Annotated in this window: 15 protein-coding genes and 1 pseudogene; 8 read left to right on the top strand and 8 right to left on the bottom strand. The window is 67.6% G+C overall.

Translation table 11 applies throughout. The features are described 5' to 3' along the window. Positions 1-37: 37 nt before the first annotated feature. Positions 38-1,288: an extracellular solute-binding protein gene (locus tag ACFQ9K_RS19775; protein WP_378719522.1), complete on the bottom strand. Its 1,251-nt coding sequence runs from the start codon at positions 1,286-1,288 to the stop codon at positions 38-40. Between the two features lie 128 nt (positions 1,289-1,416). On the opposite strand from ACFQ9K_RS19775, the gene ACFQ9K_RS19770 reads away from it, so the two are divergent. From ACFQ9K_RS19770 to ACFQ9K_RS19745, 6 genes are all read left to right on the top strand, one after another. Then, a complete protein-coding gene (locus ACFQ9K_RS19770) occupies positions 1,417-2,361 on the top strand; it encodes an SIS domain-containing protein (protein ID WP_378719523.1) in 945 nt (314 codons plus the stop codon). 73 nt (positions 2,362-2,434) lie between these two features. Then, positions 2,435-3,478, top strand: coding sequence for an ROK family protein (locus ACFQ9K_RS19765; RefSeq protein WP_378719524.1), 1,044 nt, complete (start codon positions 2,435-2,437; stop codon positions 3,476-3,478). Positions 3,479-3,758: 280 nt separating this feature from the next. Further along, positions 3,759-4,910: an N-acetylglucosamine-6-phosphate deacetylase gene (locus tag ACFQ9K_RS19760; protein ID WP_378719525.1), complete on the top strand. Its 1,152-nt coding sequence runs from the start codon at positions 3,759-3,761 to the stop codon at positions 4,908-4,910. Then, positions 4,907-5,860, top strand: a complete 954-nt coding sequence (locus ACFQ9K_RS19755; RefSeq protein ID WP_378719527.1) for a hexose kinase — start codon at positions 4,907-4,909, stop codon at positions 5,858-5,860. The genes ACFQ9K_RS19760 and ACFQ9K_RS19755 overlap by 4 nt, the downstream gene beginning before the upstream one ends. A 42-nt stretch (positions 5,861-5,902) precedes the next feature. Further along, the gene (locus ACFQ9K_RS19750; RefSeq protein ID WP_378719528.1) at positions 5,903-6,730 is read left to right on the top strand and encodes a class II fructose-bisphosphate aldolase; all 828 of its coding nucleotides are present in this window, start codon (positions 5,903-5,905) and stop codon (positions 6,728-6,730) included. Positions 6,731-8,946: 2,216 nt separating this feature from the next. Then, positions 8,947-9,162 carry a DUF559 domain-containing protein gene (locus ACFQ9K_RS19745; protein WP_378719535.1) on the top strand — a complete coding sequence of 72 codons (216 nt, stop codon included), beginning with the start codon at positions 8,947-8,949 and terminating at the stop codon, positions 9,160-9,162. A 960-nt stretch (positions 9,163-10,122) separates the two neighbouring features. On the opposite strand, the gene ACFQ9K_RS19740 is transcribed toward ACFQ9K_RS19745, so the two are convergent. Next, entirely contained in the window at positions 10,123-10,983 is an 861-nt protein-coding gene (locus tag ACFQ9K_RS19740; RefSeq protein WP_378722122.1) for a helix-turn-helix domain-containing protein, read from the bottom strand. Positions 10,984-11,542: 559 nt separating this feature from the next. Here ACFQ9K_RS19740 and ACFQ9K_RS19735 point away from each other — a divergent pair. After that, the gene (locus ACFQ9K_RS19735; RefSeq protein ID WP_378722123.1) at positions 11,543-11,968 is read left to right on the top strand and encodes a DUF4254 domain-containing protein; all 426 of its coding nucleotides are present in this window, start codon (positions 11,543-11,545) and stop codon (positions 11,966-11,968) included. 822 nt (positions 11,969-12,790) lie between these two features. On the opposite strand, the pseudogene ACFQ9K_RS19730 reads toward ACFQ9K_RS19735, so the two are convergent. From ACFQ9K_RS19730 to ACFQ9K_RS19705, 6 genes and pseudogenes are all read right to left on the bottom strand, one after another. Beyond that, positions 12,791-13,072, bottom strand: a pseudogene (locus ACFQ9K_RS19730) (DUF3349 domain-containing protein); the annotation flags it as partial. Between the two features lie 18 nt (positions 13,073-13,090). Beyond that, positions 13,091-13,426, bottom strand: a complete 336-nt coding sequence (locus ACFQ9K_RS19725) for a DUF3349 domain-containing protein (protein ID WP_378722124.1) — start codon at positions 13,424-13,426, stop codon at positions 13,091-13,093. A 10-nt stretch (positions 13,427-13,436) separates the two neighbouring features. Then, positions 13,437-13,721: a hypothetical protein gene (locus ACFQ9K_RS19720; protein ID WP_378722125.1), complete on the bottom strand. Its 285-nt coding sequence runs from the start codon at positions 13,719-13,721 to the stop codon at positions 13,437-13,439. Positions 13,722-13,732: 11 nt separating this feature from the next. After that, positions 13,733-14,998, bottom strand: a complete 1,266-nt coding sequence (locus ACFQ9K_RS19715) for an anion permease (protein WP_378722126.1) — start codon at positions 14,996-14,998, stop codon at positions 13,733-13,735. A gap of 112 nt (positions 14,999-15,110) precedes the next feature. After that, positions 15,111-16,346, bottom strand: coding sequence for a lipase family protein (locus ACFQ9K_RS19710; RefSeq protein WP_378722143.1), 1,236 nt, complete (start codon positions 16,344-16,346; stop codon positions 15,111-15,113). 162 nt (positions 16,347-16,508) lie between these two features. Continuing rightward, positions 16,509-18,020 carry an ATP-dependent DNA ligase gene (locus ACFQ9K_RS19705; protein WP_378722127.1) on the bottom strand — a complete coding sequence of 504 codons (1,512 nt, stop codon included), beginning with the start codon at positions 18,018-18,020 and terminating at the stop codon, positions 16,509-16,511. Between the two features lie 93 nt (positions 18,021-18,113). Between ACFQ9K_RS19705 and ramB the strand changes: the two genes are divergently transcribed. Next, positions 18,114-19,520, top strand: a complete 1,407-nt coding sequence (gene ramB / locus ACFQ9K_RS19700; RefSeq protein ID WP_378722128.1) for an acetate metabolism transcriptional regulator RamB — start codon at positions 18,114-18,116, stop codon at positions 19,518-19,520. The last annotated feature ends 58 nt before the right edge of the window (positions 19,521-19,578 follow it).

Raw genomic sequence — 19,578 nt, 5'->3', positions numbered from 1 at the left:
CCACGGTATCGCCGCCAGAGTTCCTTTCCGTCGCACGCTATTTCGCGGCTTCCTGTATGCGCTGCAGCACCTGGGCCGGGTCGGTGCCCTGTGCGATGGTGCCCATCTGCTGCCGGATAGCGCCCTGCGCCGCAGCCCATTTCGGGTTGTTGCTCGGGTAGAACTGCGCCACCGCGAGGGTGGAGCCGAACGCCTTGGTCACCGGGTCGGCGGCCAGCTTGGCGGCCGCGGTGTTGGTGATCGGGATGAAGCCCTCGGTCGAGACGAACTTCGAGTAGACATCGGCGCCGTAGAAGAAGTCGAGGAACTTCTTGATCGACTCGGTCTTCTTGCCGTCCTTCTTGAACGCCATCAGGTGATCGGCCACGCCGAGGGTCACCGGGGTGCCGGACTTGGTCGGCGTCGGCGCGGTCGCGTACTTCAGCGCCGGGTTCTTCGAGGCGATCTGGCTGATGGTCGGGGGCAGGCCCTCGATCATGCCGATCTTGCCCTGGATGAACGCGTTGATCACGTCCTTGCGGTCGGTCGCACCCGGATTCGGCTGGGTGACACCGGCATCGGCGATCTCGCGCATCGCGCGCACGCCCTCCAGGTTGGCCGGGGTGTCGACGGTGACCTTGTCCCCGTCGGCCCATTTGCCGCCCGCGCCGAAGGTCCAGATGGAGGTCTCGCCCTGGGCTTCCTCGCTGCCGAGCGGCAGGCCGTAGCCGGAGACCCCGCCGCCGAGGGCCTGGATCTTCTTCGCCGTGTCGGTGAGCTCGGCCCACGTCTTCGGCGGCGCGGTGACGCCGGCCTTGGTGAACAGGTCGGTGTTGTAGAACAGGGTGCGGGTGGAGGCGAACAGCGGCAGCGCGTACTGCGTGCCGTTCAGCGATGCGTTCTTCGCGAAGCCGGGCTGGATGTCCGAAAGCACCTGCGGCGACACGACTTCCGCGGCCGGGTACAGCTGGCCGTCACTGGCGAAGCTGGCGTAGGCGTCGATGTTGAGGATGTCCGGGGTGGTCGACTTCGACTGCAACTTGGTGCGCACCACGTCGTTGATCGAGTTCCAGGACTCGATCTGCAGGTTCACCTTGATGTCCGGGTTCGACTTCTGGAAGTCCGCGATGATCCCGTCCCACAGCGCCTTCGTACCGTTGGCCCCGTCGCTGTAGGCCGGGGCTAAAAAGTTGATCGTGTTGTCGGAATCGGCGTTATCTTTCGAGCCGAACCCACAGGACGAGATCGCCAGCGCGAGGCCGGTGAACATCGCGACCCCCGCAAGCACGCCGTGGAGTGGTCTTTTCACGAGTAGAACCTTTCAAATTTGCACACCGGGCGCCACTGGACAGCCGATGATGGGATCGAACTGATCGACCGACTATCAACATAGACCCAAGCTTGATCATATGTGACCGATTCGCTCGTAAATTTGACATGAACGATCACCGGGCGGATTCTGTTGTGGTGCCGATCTCCGCCGAACCCACCCCCGTCACCCATCTGGCCAACGAGGTCGCCACCCAGCCTGACGACTGGGCGCGCGCCGAAACGATCGCTGCCGAACATCGCGACATCCTCCCCCACAAGGGCGAGCGAGTCGCCGTGATCGGTTGCGGCACTTCCCTGTTCATGTCCAAAGCGATCGCGGCGCTGCGCGAGGGCGCAGGCCACGGCCTGACCGACGCCTGGCCCGCCAGCGAGGTCCGCTACGGCCGCGATTACGACCGCTACCTGGTGATATGCCGGTCAGGCACGACCACCGAGGTGGTCAATGCCATGCGGGACATCCCAGCACACATTCCGCGCACCGTCATCTGCTCCAGTCCGGGCACCCCGGTGCTCGAGCTGGGCGACCCGATCCTGATCGACGAGGTCGACGAGAAATCGGTGGTGCAGACCCGCTTCGCCACCACCGCGCTGGCGATCCTGCGCTGGCACCTCGGCGAAGACCTCGCCCCGGTGATCGAGCAGGGACGCAAGGTGCTCGCCGAGGACCCGGCGGTCTCGCTCGCCGACGTCCGCCACGCCGAGGAGATCAGCTTCGTCGGCATGGGCTTCGCCGCCGCCATCGCCGAGGAGTCCGGGCTCAAGCTGCGCGAATCCTGCCAGTCCTGGACCGAGTCCTACCTGGCCACCGAATACCGCCACGGCCCGGTCGCCATCTCCGCGCCCGGTCGCGCGGTCTGGGCCTTCGGCCCGCTGGTGCCGAACTTCGCCAGAGACATCGCCAGCACCGGTGCGCACTTCGAGCACCGCGACATCGACCCGATGGCCGACCTGCTCCGCGTGCACCAGCTCTGCGTGCTGCGCGCGGCCGACCTCGGCCTCGACCCCGACCACCCGCGTGGGCTCAATCGCTCGGTCGTCCTCGACCAGTGATCGGACCGGCCCGGTGAAACTCGACCAAGCTGGCGCCACCCCGCACGACGCGCCGGGAACTACTGTGCCAAGCATGGGAGTGGCGAACGAGACGTCCTCGACGAGTGCCGTCCGGCCCACGGCCGGGACTGCCGGGTCGGCCGCGGCTCACTGCGGCGGCACTGCGACGCGTTCGGCTGCGGTATCGCCGCAGCCGGACGCGTTGGCCGCGGACGCGCTGGTGCTCGGCCTCGATGTCGGCGGCACCACGATCAAGGGCGAGATCACCGACGTCGCGGGCACCGTGCTCGCGGTCGGCACCGTCGCGACACCACAGGGTGAGGCGGCGTTCGAGGTGATGGGGGCGCTCGGCGATCAGTTGCTCGGCGAGTTGACCGAGGAGCAGCGGGGTCGGGTCGGCCGGGCGGCGGTCGTGCTGCCGGGCATTGTGGACACCGTTCGCTCGATCGCGGTGTTCAGTAGCAATGTCGGATGGCGGGACTTCGCGGTCGGCGATCGATTCCTCGATCGCTGGGGCGTTCCGGTGTTGATCGAACATGATGTGGCCGTTGCGGGTTGGGCCGAGTGGCGGTTCGGGGCCGGGCGTGGGTACGACAACGTCTGCGTGGTCATTCTGGGGACCGGGATCTCCGGGACCCTGTCGGTCGGCGGACGGTTGCTGCGGAGTACGTACGGTCAGGTCGGCGAATACGGGCACATCCCGGTTCGGGCGGATGGGCTGCCGTGTCCGTGTGGCAACACCGGGTGCGTCGAGACCGTTGCGTCCGGTGCGTCGATCGCCCGCGCGTACACCCGGCGCACCGGCCGTGAAATCAGTGGTGCTGCCGAAGTATTCGCGCTGGTGGATACCGATGTCGACGCCAAGGCGGTGCTCGCGGACGCGGTCGATGCGCTGGCCGACGGACTCATCGGGATCGTGCACGCCGCGTGTCCCGAGCTGATCATTCTCGGTGGCGGGCTGGCCGGTGCCGGTGCCGCGCTGACCGATCCGCTGCATCAAGCGATCGCCGACCGGCTTCGACTGGTGCCGGCGCCGCGCGTCGTGCTCGGTGCATATGGTGCGCGCGCCGGGTTGACCGGTGCGGCGCTCTTCGCCCGGCAGGGAGCGCTCGAATGATCGGGCCCGCCTTCGCCTCGTGCCATACCGACACCGTGCGGTTGAAAACTATTGCTGACGAGGCAGATACAGCGCTGGGGTCAGGTGCCGGTTACGCGACGGCCGCGTGGTGTCTACAGCGCAGTCCGCACCGGCGGGTTGGTTCGCCGGCCGGTCGGCGCAGTCGGCTGAAGTTGCCGCCGGCCACGCTGGTCATGCGGCTGCGGCTGCGGCGCGACCCCGTGGAGGCAGCGCCAGAACGACACGAGCCAGGCCGGATTCGCGGGCGGGAGGCGTCCGGATGCTGACGGAGGCGATCCGCGGGCGAGTCGTCGCCGCGTCCGCGCAGTGGGACGACGGTGTGGTCACGATCGCGGGCGACCGGATCGATTCCGTGCTGCCGTTCGCGGAGTGGGTTGCGGCGCATCCGGATTCGCCGGAGCCGCCGTTTGCCGGAACGCTGCTGCCCGGGCTCGTGGACATCCACAATCATGGCGGGTTCGGGCATCGGTTCGACACCGTCGATGTGGCGGAGGCGCGGGCGGCGGCGGAGTTTCATCATGCGAGCGGGTCCACGACGGTGGTCGCGAGCATTGTCACCGCGGCCGCGTCGGACATGATCGCGCAGACCAGCGTGCTGCGAGAGTTGGCCGCGGATGGGGTGATCGGCGGGATTCACGCCGAGGGGCCGTTCCTGTCGGAGGCGCGGTGCGGTGCGCAGGACCCGCGATACCTGTGCGATCCGGACCTCGAGCTAACCGATCGGCTGCTCGCGGCCGGCGGCGGACACCTGCGGGTGATGACGCTGGCGCCGGAGCGAACCGGTTACGACGCGGTCGCGCAACGGCTTACCGAGAACGGTGTCGTGGTTTCACTGGGGCACAGCAATTCCGACTACGCGTCGTTCCTGAAGGCGCTGCGGCCCACGGGATTCGGCGCGCTGGTGACGCATCTGGCGAATGGGATGCCGCCGCTGCACCACCGCGATCCCGGCCCGGTCGGAGCCAGCCTGGTCGCCGCGTCGGCCGGGCAGGCGACGGTCGAGTTGATCGGGGACGGTGTGCATGTCGATCCCGGCTTCGCCGCGCTGGTCTTCGCGGCCGCGCCGGGCCGGGTCGCGCTGATCACCGACGCGATGCAGGCGGCCGGGTTGTCGGATGGCGAGTATCAACTCGGCCCGCAGTCCGTGACCGTGCGGCAGGGCGTGGCCCGGATCGCGAACGGATCGATCGCGGGCGGCGTCAGCACGCTGCTCGACACGGTGGCGCGCGCGGTGCGCGAGTCCGGCGTGTCGCTGACCGACGCCGTGCTCGCGGCGACGTCCACCCCCGCGGCGGCGCTGCGCCTACCCGACGTCGGTGACCTGCGGAGGGGATACTTCGCCGACCTATTGATCGTTGGGGAGAGCCTGCGGTTGCGCCGGGTGCTCAGGCGAGGAGAGTGGTTGTCGTGATCCTCACCGTGACGATGAATCCCGCCTACGACATGACCTATCGCGTCGAGCACTTCGAACGAGGCCAGGCACATCGGGTCCGCTCGGTCGAACAACGCATCGGCGGTAAGGGCATCAACGTCACGCGGGTGCTGAATCAACTCGGAAAGTACGCCAGGGCAACGGGTTTCTCCGATCACGCCTTCGCGGCCGCCGCCGAGCTGGAGATGCCGGTCGACTTCGTGCACGCGCTCCCCTGGGTCCGCCGCACCGTGGTGATCAGCGAATCCGAGGACGGCACCGCGACCGCCCTGTGGGAGCCCGGCGCCCGCGTCTCCAACCCGCACGCCGCCGAGCAACTCGCGGTCCGGGTCGCGGGCATGCTGCCCGACGTCGACGGCCTGGTCATCTCCGGGTCGCTGCCCGGCGGCATCGCGCCGTCCCTGCCCGCCGAGATCGCCCGCACCGCCGTCGCCGCCGACGTGCCCACCATCTGCGATGTCGACGGCGAGGCGCTGCGGCTGGCGGCCCAGATCCCCGGCATCATCCTCATGCCCAACGGCGACGAACTGCACCGCCTCACCGGCATCAAGTCGGCCACCGCCGACGAGGTCGTCACCGCCGCCTATCCCCTCGTCGAGAGCGGTGTCCGCGCCGTCATCGCCACGCGCGGGGCCGACGGCATGGTCGCCGTCACCGCCGACGGCGCGTGGTACGCCACGCTCCCCGAGCCGTTGTCCGGAAATCCCACCGGTGCAGGCGATTCCGCCACCGCAGCGGTTATCGCCGCGCTCACCGCGGACGAAGTCCCGGACTGGCCCGCCATCCTCACCGACGCCGTGGCCACCTCCGCCGCCGCGGTGGTAGTCCCCGTCGCCGGCGAGATCGACCGCTGCCTGCGCACCCGGATCGCCCCCACCGTCCGTGTCACCCCGCTGGACCTACCCACCCGTCACGAAACCGCCCCGTGAACCACCGTCGGCGGCTGTGTTGAGTTCTCAGGAGATGTACCTATGCCGTTGACGCCCGTAGCCGACTTGATCACCGCCGCGCGACCGGGTGGGCTCGGCGCGTTCAATGTGATCACCTTGGAGCATGCCGAGGCCATCGCGGCGGCCGCGGAATCGGCGAAACGGCCTGTTGTGCTGCAACTTTCGGAGAACACGGCGGCGTATCACGGTAGTCTCGCCCCGCTCGCCCTGGCCTGCCTGCGGATCGCGGCGGACAGCACCGCCGACATCGCCGTTCACCTCGATCACGCGACCTCGCCCGAATTGGTCCGTGCCGCAGTCGAACTCGGTGTCCGTTCGGTCATGTACGACGGATCCACCCTCGAATATGCCGCCAACGTCGCCACCACCGCCGAGATCACCCGCTGGTGTCACGAACGGGACGTGCACGTCGAAGCCGAGCTCGGCGAGGTCGGCGGCAAGGACGGCGCGCATGCCCCCGGTGTGCGCACCGACCCGGACGAGGCCGTCGAATTCGTGGCCGGCACCGGCGTAGACGCCTTGGCCGTGGCCGTCGGCTCCTCGCACGCCATGCACACCCGCACCGCGACCCTCGACAACGACCTCATCGCGCACCTGGCCGCCAAGGTCCCCGTCCCGCTGGTCCTGCACGGCTCCTCCGGCGTTCCCGACGACGGCCTCCGCGCCGCGGTCGAACACGGCATCACCAAGGTCAACATCGCCACCCGCCTCAACGTCCTCATGACCGAGGCCGTCCGCACCACCCTCGCCGCCACCCCCACCCTCTCCGACCCGCGCAAATACCTCACCCCCGCCCGCGCGGCCATCCACACCGAGGTCGAACGCTTCCTCCAGCTACTCGCGCGCTGACCACACCCGGCAGAAGTATGCGGTCGGCGACGCCAGGAGTAACGCCGCCGACCGCGGGGATGGGTGAACCGGGGCAGCCGATCCACCAAAGCTCACCCCCAACCTTGCCCACCCCACCTGAGCACTTCCCCCTGCGACACCTGAGAGTCCCCTTCGAAACACCGTCGCACCACCCCATCGCTCCAGCCACAGCCCACACACACCGAGCAAAACCCGCCCCGTCCAGCTGCGCGAACGAAACACGCCCAGCCCAGCCACGCACCTTTTGCCACGCCCAGCCCCACCCGCCACCAAACCTGGCTACCCACCGCACGAACGAGCCACCACAGAACAGCCACTCAGGGCTCGCCACGACCATGTCCCGCTCGCCACCAACCCCGACATCCGAACGCGTGAACGGGACACCACAGAGCAGCCACTCGGGATTCGCCACGACCATGTCCCGCTCGCCATCAACCCCGACATCCGAACGCGTGAACGGGACACCACAGAGCAGTCACTCGGGATTCGCCACGACCATGCCCCGCTCGCCACCAACCCCGACATCCGGACACACGAACGGGCCACCACCAAGCCAACACCCGCCATTTGCCACAGCCAGGACCCACTCACCAACAAACCCAGCTACCCACCGCGCGAACGGGACACCACAGAACAGTCACTCGGGATTCGCCACGACCATGCCCCGCTCGCCACCAACCCCGGCACCCGGACACACGAACGGGAACACCACCAAGCCAGCACCCACCTTTTGCCACAGCCAGGACCCAATCACCGACAAGCCCGGCCACCCACCGCGCCAACGGGACACCACAGAGCAGCCACTCGGGATTCGCCACGACCATGCCCCGCTCGCCACCAACCCCGACACCCGAATGCGCGAACGGGACACCACAGAACAGCCTCTCGGGATTCGCCACGACCATGCCCCGCTCGGCACCAACCCCGATATCCGAACGCGTGAACGGGACACCACCAAGCCAATGCTCGCCTTTTGCCACAGCAAGGCCCCACTCAGCGGCGAACGAACGCGCGAACGGGACACGACAGGGCGTGCACTCGACCATTGCCTCAGCCTGATCCCACTCACGATCAACTCACCGACACCCAGGCGCGGCCGGAAGTCACCGGGCAGCGCTTGGCCATTGCACAACGAGGTCCCACTCGCCGAGGGAAACCGGCCACCAGTAATGCAGACGGGGCATGACTGTGCAGGCACTCGGACTTCGCCGCATTCAGGTCCCACTCGCCGAAGAGACCCGGCTTCTGGCTGCGTGAACGGGACATGACAGAGGCAACACTCGACTTTCCCCGCGGTCACGTCCCACTCCCTGACATAGGCCGGGCATCCGAGCACGCGATCGGGACATGGCTGAGCGGGCGGTTGAGATTGCTTTGACCGGGTCTGGTCGAGCCGTATGCAATCTGGGTGTTCAGCTGCGCGAGTGGGTGCTGGAGGGCGGTGATTCGGCTGGGGGTGTGGATAACTCGTTTTCTGGGGAGAACTGGGGATAACTCACGTTCGGTGCGGGATCGCAGCGACGGTGGGCGGGCAGGATCGCACGCATGGCGGAACTCGATGAACCGTTTCCGGGCAGTTGGGCGTTGCGCGCCGGGCTGGTGCGCCCGTGGCAGTTGCGCACGGAGTTCGAACGCGTGCATCCGGATGTGTATCAGCGCAAAGGCATTCGGTTGGACGCGAAGGGGCGCGCGCAGGCGGCCGGGTACTGGGCGAAAGGCGCGGGAATTCTGACCGGATTCTCGGCGGCGGCGATGCACGGCACGCGGTGGCTCGACGGCAAGCCGGCCGAGATCACGCTACCTGGACACGCTCGAGCACCTCGTAACCTCCGGGTCTACCGCGACACGATCCCCGACGACGAGGTGTGCTCGATCGACGGCTTCCGTTGCACCACAACGGCTCGCACCGCATTCGATCTCGGTCGCCGTCTCGCCCCCGCCGAGGCCGTCGAAGTAGTCGACGCGCTCTGCAATGCGACCGGCCTGGAGGTGGGAGCCATCGAGCAACTCGCCGACCGTCATCCGGGCGTCCGCGGCTGCCGAATCTCCGAAAGGCCTTGCCCTACATCGACGGCGGAGCCGAATCAATCCAGGAAAGCCGCACCCGCCTGCTCCTGCACCGAGCGGGTCTGCCCGCACCCGAGACGCAGATCCAAGTCCGTGACCGCCGCGGTAAATGCCTCGCTCGGCTCGACATGGGTTGGCGCCGCTGGCAAGTCGGTGTCGAATACGACGGAGAACAACATTGGACAGACCCCGCCCAACGCACAAAGGACATCGACCGCACCGCCACCCTGGAATCCTTCGGCTGGATCCTCATCCGAGTCAGCGCCACCCTCCTCACCGACCACCCACAGAAAGTCCTGACCCGAACCCGCCAAGCCCTCCTCGCCCACGGCGCACCCCTCTGAACCCCGCCCAACAAAACCAAGCAGCCAGTCCCCTGCCACATCCCGCTCGAAGCGGCCCCCGGCTTCCGAGACTGCGGCGAAATCACTCGAGCCCCGCTCCGCCGTACCCCGCCCCACCCCGGGCCGACCAACGAACGGCACGTAGTCGACGAGCTACTCCAACTTCCCTCCACCCCGGCCCATCAGACGCAAAGGTGGACGACGCACCAGACACGCTGGCACATCACTCGCACTTTCCCTCCGCCATGTCCCACTCGACGCAAAGCCGAACATCAAGCAGGACATGACAACGAAGCCACTCGCACTTCCACTCGGCCACGTCCCACTCGACGCTGGGCCAGACACTGAACGGGACATGACAGTGGAGCTACTCGCACTTCCGCTCTACCGTGTCCCACTCGATGCAAAGCCGCACGTCAAGCGGGACATGGCGGACAAGTGCGTCAGGGTTCACGCTGTCGACGTACACCGGGCCACCCGCGTCGCGCATCAGCGCGGACAGCGCGGCAACCTCACGTTCATACACGCGGTGCGTAACCGGTAGGTGATCATGATGCAAGCCAGCCGGTCGATGTGATCGGCGGAGCTACCCGAACTTCCGCTCCGTCATGCCCACTCGACGCTGGACCAGCCAACGAACGGGACACGGCAGCTGAACTACTCGCACTTCGGCTCGACTATGTCCCGCTCGACGCGGAGGTGGGCGGCCGGCGGCGCGGGCGCGGGCCCGGCGCCGCCGGCCGGTGGGGTGGTGGGCCGGGCAGTGGCCCACCAGGTGGGTGGTCGGGGTGTTCGGGAGGAATCCGACAGCATTCAGCTTGGGTGATGCGGCTGAATGGTGGCCCCTTTTCTGCTGGGAGTCGGCTGGGAACTTCGATCTCGGTTCCTGCCGCATCGCCGCTGGGATGCCACGATGCGAACCGGCTGGTCGAGCACGGTTCCCGTTGCGCCCGGCGGCGATCACCCAGTGGCTATCTTCCGCTCGATCAGCGCGAGTGACTCCGCTTGCGGCAGTGCGCAATCGGCTATGGCGTTGGCGAACAAGGTGTCGATATGCCGCACCGGTTCGGGGTCTTCGATCAGATCCAGCTCGATCAGGGTTTCGGTCCAGGCGATATCCGGTAGCAGCGGGTTGTCGAAGCCCAGGAGATGGAACGCCGCGCCGCCGAGTAACCCGCCGCCGACCGCCTCGAAGGGGATGACCCGGATATCGATCGTGTCCGGATGCTGCTCGGCCAGGGCGGCGAGATGGCGCAATTGCCCTTGCCGGACTTCGGGACCACCGATCTGCTGGGTCAGCGCCGCCTCGTTGACAATCACCGTGAGGTGCAACGGATCCCCGATGGTCAACCGCTCCTGTCGGCGCAGTCGCACCTGCACCAGGCGGTCGATATCCACCTGCCGGATTCGCGCGGCATCACTGACCAGCAACGCACGCGCATAGTCGGCGGTCTGCAACAGGCTCGGAACCAGCACGCTTTCGTAAGTACGGACCGACTGTGCACCGAGCTCGAGCCCATACAACCGCACGTGGCTATCCGGTAGCAGGTCAGCATAATTCGACCACCATCCGCGCTGCTTGGCGATCTCGCGCAACCGCAACATCTCCTCGCGCTCGGCCGGATCGAACTCGAGTAGGGACATCAGCCGCTTCAGCTTGTCCTCGGCCAGGACTCGTTCCTTCTCCACCTTCGACCAGTAGGAGAGGGTGAAGCCGAGTTCCTTGGCGATGACCGAAGCGCTGACGTTGAACTCGTTGCGGCGGCGGCGAATTCGGAGCATGAGCTCCCAGCGAGCGACCGTGGGCGAGAGTGGAGCCATGGCTCGATGGTGTCCTTCCAGCTCTGGTGATGCGTGGAGTCGACCGAACTTCCGTCAGAGTACGCCACGGCAGTGTCGAGCGATAGGTCAACTTGACTTATCGATAGATATAACTTTAACCTCGTTGTGTCACGCATCACATACCCGACCTGGATCGGGCCCACACGGTGGGCGCGAGGGGGTTTCGTATGTCGATGCCGGTTATCAGTAGGGCCTGAATGACCAGACGACGCATCGGAACCGACGAGTCGGTGGCGATGCAGGGACGGTGTCGTATCTGTGTGATCGGATGCCGGCGAGACAAGCGACGGCGACCGGCTTAGTGGTAGAAGCGGTTTCGCCCATGCCAGAGTCGAATAGCGGATGGGACTGACGGCCTTCGCGCCGATCAGACGGGTCGCTCTCTGAAAACCTTGGAAGACAACGGAATCCGGGCTGATCCGATCGCCGACGCGACCGCGAAGTCAACCCACCAAAGGCCAATAGATCCATACCTGTTGTCCAGTAACAATATTCACGTCAGGGGACTATCACGTTGGAACCGCTTCCGCCCAAGGCCATGGTTCTCGAAGCCTGCCGAACCGCGCCACACACCGGCCACCCGCTGCTCGAATCCGCCCATCTACTGGCCGGATTGCACGAGCGCCGAGCCCGCACCGGGCCAGGCACTGCCGCCGACATCGACGCCCACCGCGCCCGCCTGGTCCTCGCCATCGACCGCTGGGTCGCCACCGAACTCCCGCCACCCCACGACGGTGCGCACTTGCACACCGAAACCGTCGGCATGGTGATCGACCGACTAGCCCAGTTCTCCGTCAGCGCCAACGAATCCCCGTCCAGCACACCGGAATGGGCCGTACACGACGCCAGGGCACGCCTCGCCGAACTAGCCACCGGCTACCACGACCTGGCCTTCGAAGTCTCCGCCGGCTTCCGCCGCCTCCCCTCCCTCACCCACCCCCGAACCCACAACCCACTCACCTGACCAACCCCACCACCTTCACCGAAACGCCCTATCCAGGCACCCCACAACTCTCGCTACACCAGGCCCCGCCGCCCCAGGCCAACAACCCCGACCAAGACACCACAGAACCCCACCCATACTTCACCCCACCCATGTCTCACCCAATCACTCGCCACTGGCCGAACGGGACATCACCGCGCCTCTACTCACACTTCGCCACAACCATGTCCCACTCAGTCACCCATCACCAGCCGGACGGGACACCACGGAGCCACCACTCGGCCTTCACCGCAGCCATGTCCCGCAGGCGCACATCCTGCCCGCCGGGAGCAGGCGTGCGCCGTGCAGAACTCGACGGAAAGGCCCAGCGGCACTTCACCGATCAGGCCGCCTTCAGGCGCTCGACGCTCGACGCTCGACAGTTCGCGGTTCGCAGCTCACGGCTCACGGCTCACGGCTCACGGCTCACGGCTCACGGCTCACGGCTCACGGCTCACGGCTCACGGCTCACGGCTCACGGCTCACGGCTCACGATATGACAGCGCCACCACACGACGTTCACCACAACCAGGTCCCGTCGGCGAGACCAACCATCGGCGAACGGGACACCACAGCAGGCCTACTCGCACTTCGGCGCAGCCATGTCCCGTCCACAAGGCCACCAGATCGAACGGGACATCGCGGGGTTGCTCGGTGTTCGTCGCAGCCGTGCCTCGTTGGTCAGCGCGGCCGGGTCCGGCTCGGCGAACAATCGGGCGGTCAGAGGGGTGTCGGGTCTTGCGGGGTGGCGCCGTCTTGCGGGGTGGCGCCGTCTTGCGGGGTGGCGCCGTCTTGCGGGGTGGCGCCGTCTTGCGGCCAGGCGTGTGCTTCCAAGCGGGTTTGCACGCGGAGAACGTCTGTCTCCGAGGGCATTTCGTTGGTGATCTTGGTGATCATCACCTGGATGTCGGTCTTGTCGGCGGGGAGGTCGCCGGAGCCGGCCAGTTCGGCGGCTATTTGGCGGACCTCGTCGTCGGAGAGGCGGCGGCGCAGGAGGGCGAGCAGCGGGATGTAGTCGGATTCCGGGACACCGTCCGGATATCCGGCCCGCAGCCAGTCGATGATGGCGTTCAAGAAGGGAGGCATCGGTGAACGCGTCTCGGGCTAGTCGGCGTCGGCCGGTGGGGCGGCCAGCGGCCAACCGCCGGCCGCGAGGTGGGAGGCCACCCGCGCGACGTCGGTCTCGGCCGGCTGCTCCTTCGCGACTCGCGCGATGGCGTCCTCGATCTCGGTGCGGGTGATCGCGCTGTCCGGATTCTCCGCCGCCAGTTCCTCGGCGATCGCGACCACCTCGAAATCGGTGAGGTGCCGGTGCAGCACCGCGAACAGCGCCACATAATCCGAATGCGGGATGCCCTGCGGATAGCCGGCGCGCAGCCAGCCGATGATCCGGCCGAGGACGTTCGGCCTGAGCTCTGCGGATTTCGCTTGATCGGTCACATTGCGCCCTTCAGGACTGTCCGAACAGGTGAATGCCGAACCTGGCGGCGATGAAAGCCTTTGCCGTGTAGAGGATTCCGGTCACGATCGCCGCGATGATCAGCCCGAAGCACAATACCGCGACGGCGAGCGCGGGGTAGTTGCGCTGGGCGACCCGGCCGTCCGCGCTCACGGCGTCCCCGGCCGACCAGAAGCGGACGCCGACCGCGAACACCAGCGGCAGCCCGGCGCCGAGGATCAGCCCGGCGAGCATCACCTTCCACAGCGCGTTCAGATTCGTGATGAGCGTATGCACGTCTACTCCTCCTACACCTGCGCCGACCGGGTGGACTGCCCCTGCGGCGCGGGCACGTCCGTGCTGTCCGGTGTGCCGGATTCTGCACCATCGACGCGCGGCGCGCTCTCCGGCTTAACAACCTCACCAGGGCCGCCCGGCGTGTCCTCCGGCCATTCGTTGACGTTGCTGGTGTCGACCGGATCCCGGCGCGAGCGAACATACATCAGCCCGGACAGGCCGAGCAGGATCGCGAACACCACGAGCACACCCGGCAGGCCGCCGATGAAGTGCGCGATCGCCCAGCAGGCCGCGCCGGCCAGACCGGCGAGCGGCAGGGTGAGCATCCACGCGACGACCATGCGACCCATCACGCCCCAGCGCACCTCGGCGCCCTTGCCGAGCCCGGTGCCGAGGATGGAACCGGTCGCGGTCTGCGTGGTGGACAGCGGCAGCCCGAAGTGCGCGGAGCTGAGAATGATGGCCGCCGACGCGGTTTCGGCCGCGAGACCCTGCGGCGACTCGATCTCGACCAGGCCCTTGCCGAGGGTGCGGATGATCCGCCAGCCGCCGAGGTAGGTGCCCGCGGCGATGGCGATCGCACACGCGGCCATCACCCAGATCGGCATCTCCGCGTTCTTGGTGAGCGTGCCGTGCGCGACCAGGGCCAGGAAGATGACGCCCATCGTCTTCTGCGCGTCGTTGGTGCCGTGCGCCAGCGAGACCAGCGAGGCCGAACCGATCTGACCCCAGCGGAAACCGGCCTCCACCTTGTCCGGGTCGGACTTCTTGGTGATCCGGTAGACCAGCCAGGTGCCAAGGGCCGACACCAGCGCCGCCACGATCGGGGCGAGCACGGCCGGCAGAATGATCTTGGTCAGCACGCCGTCCGAGCCGGCCGCCCAGATCACGCCGCTGAAGCCGAGCGCGGCGAGGGTGGCGCCGATCAGGCCGCCGAACAGGGCGTGCGAGGAGCTCGACGGCAGGCCGAACAGCCAGGTGAGCAGGTTCCACAGAATGCCGCCGACCAGACCGGCGAACACGATGATCAACAGGTCGTGCCCCTGCACCGCGTCGAGCCGGACGATGCCCTTGGCCACGGTGGCGGCCACTGCGACGGAGAGAAACGCGCCGACCAGATTCAGCACCGCCGACAACGCCACCGCGACCCGTGGCCGCAGCGCACCGGTGGCGATCGAGGTCGCCATGGCGTTCGCGGTGTCATGGAAGCCGTTGGTGAAATCGAATGCGAGTGCCGTGACGATGACGATCAGGAGAACCAATAATTCGACGGTCACATGTCCAGTGTGCGGCACAGGTCAATAGGATTGCCAGGTGGTTGCGGTTCACCGCGCGTCGCCGATGGGTTAAGTTGGACCCTGTCCTCTATCGGCCCGGATGCGGCAGCTATCAGCCGAATCGCGTGCAGCCCTGCGGCACCGGTTTACCGGCGAATCGATCCTCGATCCAGGCGTAGGCGCCCGGAATTCCGCTGGTGCTGACGATGAAATGTTCACCGAGATATACCTGAAAATCCACCTGGGTACCGCCTCGGCACCAGTCCCGATACAGGTTCTCGGCGCCGGCCAGCGGCACCCACCATTCGTTCAGTCCGTGGTACAGGAACACCGGAATGGTCGGCGGCAGCGCACCGAGCCGGTTCTCGGCCAGAATGTCCCGGATGAGCGGCAGCTCGGTCGGCGCGGGCACATCGGTGAGCGCCTGCACCGGAATCGGCGCGACGACCCCGACCGCCTCCTCGTGCGCCATGCAGAAATCCTTGCCGATGCGCGCGAGCCGCCAGCCGTTGTCGTTCATCAGGCCGAGCATCTCCGGATACTCCCGCGCCATGCCCAGGGTCGCGGCGAGGAAGATTCCGGAGGCGAGGGGCTTGCCGTTCATGGTGTGCAGCAGCATCTCGAAATCGGCGGGCACGCCGCCGAACGCGACCCCGACGAGATTCAATTCCGGTGCGTACCGCGGCGCCAGCTGCGCGGCCCACGCCGACGCGATGGCGCCGCCGGAATAGCCGGTGATCGCGGTCGGCGCTTCGGGCACCAGGCCGAGTTCCGGGGTCCGCACCGTGGCCCGGATCGAATCGAGCACCGCGTGCCCGGCCATCAGCCCGGCCGCGTACGCCTGACGCGGTCCCTGATGGTCCGGCACCAGCACGGCGAAGCCCTTGTTCAGTGGGATCTGCGCCATCCACAACTTGCTCGACACCATGCGCAGCTCGTAGGACGGCGCGCAGTTGTTGCCGAGCGAATCGATCGCCGGATTCAAGGTCACCAACGGACGCGGTCCCGGCCCGGTCCACGGCGTGGCCGGCATGAGCAGGGTGGCGACCACCGGGACCGGCCTGCCCTTGGCGTCGTTCGACCGGATCAGCAGCTCGGTCGAGATCAGCGGCACCCCGGTGACGCCGGTGCCACCGGGACGGGACGCGAGAACCGTTCCCGGCGCCAGAGATTCGAAGCCGACCGGCGGCGTGTAGAACGGATCGCCCAGCGGGGTCGGCATGGCGTCGGCGATCTCGCGGGACGGAAACAGCAGGTCATCGATCGGATTCGCGTGCGCCAAGGTGCCCAGCACCGCGCTCACCGCCACGACCGCGACCAGCGCCATCGCGCGCAGCCGCCACACCATTGCACCCAACCGTCTTCCCCGATCCCGAAGCAGCGCTCTGCCGAACCCACTGCAGTCTGACCCGCCCCCGGTCCCCTGAGGAGCCCGTACTTGCAGTGGCAGAGCAATCCTCGCACCGCGCGCCCGCTACCGCTGGACATCGCCGAGACTGCCGCGAGTCGGCTACGAAAGCAGCGCTCGCACCGTGTCGATGGTGTCGGCCTCGCCCGGTTCCTTGTCGGGGCGGTAGCGGACCACGCGGGCGAAGCGCAGCGCGACGCCGCCGGGGTAGCGCGGACTGACCTGCACTCCGTCGAGGGCGATCTCGACGACGAGTTCCGGCCACAGGTAGACGGTCTGCTCGTCGCGGGCGCGTTCGTGGCGCGGGAATTCGGCGGTCTGCCACTGCAGTAGCGCGTCGGTGAGGCCCTTGAAGGTCTTACCGACCATGACCGGTTCGCCGGTTTCCGGATCGCGGGCGCCGAGGTGCAGGTTGGACAGGTAGCCGGTGCGGCGGCCGTAGCCCCATTCGGCACCGAGGACCAGCAGGTCGAGGGTGTGCGTCGGTTTGATCTTCTGCCAGGCCCGGCCGCGCCGGCCCGCCGCGTAGGGCGCGGACAGCGACTTGATCATCACGCCCTCGTGGCCCGCGGCGAGCGCGCCGTCGAAGTATTCGGCTGCGGCCTCCTCGTCAGGACGGATCAGGGCCGGAATGCTGTGTGCGGAGGCCACTTCGGTGAGCGCGGCGCGGCGTTCGGCCAGCGGGGCGTCGAGCAGGTCCACGCCGTCCAGGTGCAGGCAGTCGAAGAAGTACGGATGCAGCAGCAGTTCCCGGGTGGAACTCACCTCGGCGAAGCGGCTCATCGTCTCCTGGAACGGGCGCGGGCGCCCGGCATCGGTGAGCGCCAGGGTTTCCCCGTCGAGCACCACGCTGGTGCAGTCGAGCCCGGCCACCAGCTCGACCAGTTCCGGCACGCCGGCGGTGATGTCGCGCAGCGTCCTGGTGAACACCCAGACCCGCGCACCGTCGCGATGCACCTGGATCCGGGCGCCGTCCATCTTGATCTCGACGCTCACGTCACCGCCGAACTCGGTGAGCGCGCCGTCCAGCGTCGCGCCGGGCGAGGCGAGCATCGGCTGGATCGGCCGGCCCACCTCCAGCCGGAATTCGCCGAGCGCCGCGACGCCGCCGGTCAGCGCGGCGATCGCGGTCACCGGCAGCCGGCCGGACAGCATGTACGCGCGGCGCACCAGGTCGGCGGGCACGTCGGCGGCCACCGCGACCGCCTCCAGCACGATCGCGGTGAGTGCGCCTTGCCGCAGTTCACCGGTCAGCAGGCGCAGCAGGAACGACTGCTCATCCGCGGTCGCGGCGCTCCACAGCTCGGCGAGCAACGCCTTGCGCCGGGCCGTCGATCCGGGGCCGGAGGTCTCGGCCAGCTCGGTCAGCGCGGAGTCGACCGCCGAAACCGCCAGCGTCGCAACGGGTGCCGGGGTAGTGTCCACGGCAGCGAGGGTGCGCCAACCGGTGCCGATCCGGCCCTGCTGTAGCTCGCCGGACGCCCACGCGACGACCGGCGCGAGTTCGTCCGGTTCGGCGGCGGTCAGCAACTGGGCGAAGGCGGCGATCTTCGTCTTGCGTGACCTGGTCGCGCGCACCGTCGCCGAAGCCTGGACGACATGGGAGAACAACACTCGTCGACGGTAACGCCTACCTGTGACACAAAGCTCAGCAGAACTGCTAATTACCCATTGGCACGGTTGCGAAAACGCCCATAAACTGGACGCATGGCCAAGACTTACGTCGGGGCGCGGCTTCGTCAGCTGCGGACCGAACGGGGGCTGAGCCAGGTCTCACTCGCCCAGAAGCTGGAGATCTCGGCGAGCTACCTCAATCAGATCGAACACGACGTGCGCCCGCTCACCGTTGCGGTACTGCTGCGGATCAGCGAGGTGTTCGGGGTCGACGCGACCTTCTTCTCCTCCCAGGACGACACCCGGCTCATCGCCGAACTCCAGGAGGTCGTGATGGACCAGGAGCTGGGCATCGAGGCCGACACCCAGGAGATCGCGGACATGGTCTCCGCGCACCCGAGCATGGCGCGCGCGCTGGTCAACATGCACAACCGCTATCGCAACACCTCCGCCCAGCTGGCCGCCGCCACCGAGGACCGCTTCGCCGACGGTTCGGGCAGCGCGGCGATCAGCAAGCCGCACGAGGAGGTTCGCGACTTCTTCTATCAGCGGCAGAACTACATCCACGAATTGGACACCGCCGCAGAGGAACTCACCGCGCGCATCCGATTCCACGGCGGCGACGTGAACAGCGAGGTGGCGCGGATCCTGCGCGCGCACGACGTGCGGATCGTGGAGCGCATCGACCTCGGCGAGGGCGTGCTGCACCGCTACGACGAGACCACCCAGCGGCTGGAGATCGCGCCGCACCTGTCCGGTGGCCAGCGCACCTTCAAACTCGCCGCCGAGCTCGCCTATTTCGAATGCGGCGAGCTGCTCGAAAAGCTGGTCGAAGAGGGCAATTTCGCCTCCGAGGACACCCGCAAGCTGGCCATGCTGGGGCTGGCGAACTACTTCGCGGCGGCGACCGTGCTGCCCTACACGCACTTTCACGAGGTGGCCGAGGACTTCCGCTACGACATCGAGCGGCTCTCGGCGTTCTTCACCCAGAGTTACGAGACCATCTGCCACCGGCTTTCGACCTTGCAGCGACCCAAGCTGCGCGGCGTCCCGTTCTCCTTCGTCCGGGTGGACCGGGCCGGGAACATGTCGAAACGCCAGTCCGCCACCGGTTTCCACTTCTCCGCCAGCGGCGGCACCTGCCCGCTGTGGAACGTGTACGAAACCTTCGCCTACCCCGGCAAGATCATGACGCAGATCGCCCAGATGCCCGACGGCCGCAAATACCTGTGGGTCGCCCGCACGGTGGAGCGCCGCGCCACCCGCTACGGCCAGCCGAGCAAGACCTTCGCCATCGGCCTCGGCTGCGAGCTCCGGCATGCGGGCCGGGTGATCTACGCCGACGGCATCGATCTCGACGAGGTCCAGGCCACGCCGATCGGGGCAGGCTGCCGCGTCTGCGAGCGCCTGAATTGCCCGCAGCGTGCGTTCCCGCCGCTCGGCAAGGTCCTCGACATCAGCGAGCACCGCAGCTCGGTCTCGCCCTACGTACTGAAGTAGCCCCGAAGCCGTTGCGGGACAACGGGCACAAGGCCGACATCGCCGGATCGCGATGTCG

The organism is Nocardia sp. NPDC056564 (genome assembly GCF_042793755.1).
In the GTDB taxonomy this organism is placed as follows: Bacteria; Actinomycetota; Actinomycetes; order Mycobacteriales; family Mycobacteriaceae; genus Nocardia.
Note: the sequence above shows the minus strand (reverse complement) of the source record. Positions and strands in the feature narration are given on the sequence as shown.